The following is a 1,891-nucleotide window of genomic DNA, read 5'->3' as shown; positions in this document are numbered from 1 at the left end:
ATGACCGGCAACCTCGATGTGGTTTACGAGAAAGTAATGGGTAAGCGTAACGGATGGCTTGGAGGCGACGGAGACGTGTGGGAACGCGGTCCCTATTGGATTGACGGCCTGCTTCCGTTGGCTTACATCCTGGAAGATAAACGTTTGATCGAGAAGGTGAAACCCTGGATAGAGTGGACACTCGCTTCGCAGAAAGCCGATGGATATTTTGGTCAGGATACCGATCGTCCCAATGAACCCGGACTGCAGCGAGATAATGCAATGGACTGGTGGCCTAAAATGGTGATGCTGAAAGTGATGCAGCAATATTATTCGGCTACGGGCGACCAGCGTGTGATTCAGTTTCTCGACAACTATTTCCGGTATCAGCTGAAGCAGTTGCCATCAAATCCGCTTGATAAATGGACCTTCTGGGGATCTCAGCGGGGAGGGGACAATTTAATGATCGTTTATTGGCTCTATAATATCACCGGTGAAAAATATTTGCTGGATCTGGGAGAGCTTATTCACAAACAGACATTCAACTGGACAGATATATTCCTGAATCAGAATCACCTGTCAAGGCAGCACAGCCTGCATTGTGTAAATCTGGCTCAGGGCTTTAAGGAGCCGGTTGTATACTATCAGCAGAGTAAAGATTACAAACACCTGGAAGCGGTGGATAAAGCGGTATCTGTTATGAGGCATACAATCGGACTGCCAACCGGACTTTGGGCTGGCGACGAGCTATTGCGTTTTGGAAATCCGGTATATGGGTCCGAACTTTGTACGGCTGTAGAAATGATGTTTTCGCTGGAAGAGATACTTGAGGTTACAGGGAATACCCATTGGGCCGATTACCTGGAGCGAATCGCTTACAATGTACTGCCTACGCAGGTTACCGATACCTATTCGGCCCGTCAGTATTATCAGCAGGTAAATCAAGTGTCGGTAACCCGTAACTGGCGCGACTTCACCACTCCTCACGATGATACCGATATCCTTTTCGGCGAATTAACCGGATATCCCTGCTGTACCTCCAACTTGCATCAGGGATGGCCTAAGATGGTGCAGAATCTGATCTATGCGACGGGCGATAATGGAGTTGCCGCGCTGGTATATGCACCCTGTGAAGCCAAGGTAAAGGTAGGTGATGGAAAGACGCTGTTGCTTCGGGAAGAGACAAATTATCCCTTCGACGAGGCCATTGCGTTCCATTTTGGTTTTGAGGATAAAAAGGTGAAGGAATCGTTTTTTCCTTTTCGCTTCAGGGTGCCGGCCTGGTGTACACAGCCCGATATCAGGCTGAACGGAGAAAAACTATCTTTGGATACGCAACCGGGAGAGATTGTTTCTATCAGCCGTAACTGGAAGACCGGAGATGTATTGAATGTGGAATTTCCTGCTCAGGTGGATATAAGTTATTGGTATGATGGCGGCGCCGTTGTGGAGAGAGGTCCGCTGCTATATGCCTTGAAGATGAATGAGAAATGGGAAAAGAAAAACATAGAAAAAGAATATGTTGCCAAATACGGCAGCTGGTATTTTGAGGTTACGTCAGATACTCCGTGGAATTATGCCTTCATGAAAAAGAATCTGCAGAAGGAGTCTCTGCCTGCCGGTTTTATAGTTGAGAAGAAAGCCCTAAAGGATGGAGTATATCCCTGGAATGTAGATAATGCACCTTTGCAAATCCGGACGAAGGCGAACCGGATTCCCTCGTGGACATTGTACAGAGGTTCTGCCGGTCCGATTCCATTCAATACGCAACAAGGGAAAGACTATACCGATACTGAAGAAACAATCGAATTAATCCCTTACGGCTGTACCACATTACGTATTGCCCAGTTTCCGGTAAGATAGACAATCCGATAAAATGACGCAGATACAGAAAGAGAGGATATCTTTGCAG

1 protein-coding gene is annotated in these 1,891 nt (G+C 47.1%); it reads left to right on the top strand.

Annotated elements, in window-relative coordinates; genetic code table 11:
* Positions 1 to 1,842, top strand: a 1,842-nt coding sequence (locus tag AB7E53_RS13500) for a beta-L-arabinofuranosidase domain-containing protein (protein WP_446776244.1), incomplete at its 5' end; no start/stop codon positions are given.
* Positions 1,843 to 1,891: the final 49 nt, after the last annotated feature.

Origin of the sequence: Macellibacteroides sp., from assembly GCF_050251695.1 — a bacterium.
Lineage (GTDB): Bacteria > Bacteroidota > Bacteroidia > Bacteroidales > Tannerellaceae > Macellibacteroides > Macellibacteroides fermentans.
The sequence above is the reverse complement of the archived record's forward strand: the minus strand, read 5'-3'. Positions and strand labels throughout refer to the sequence as shown.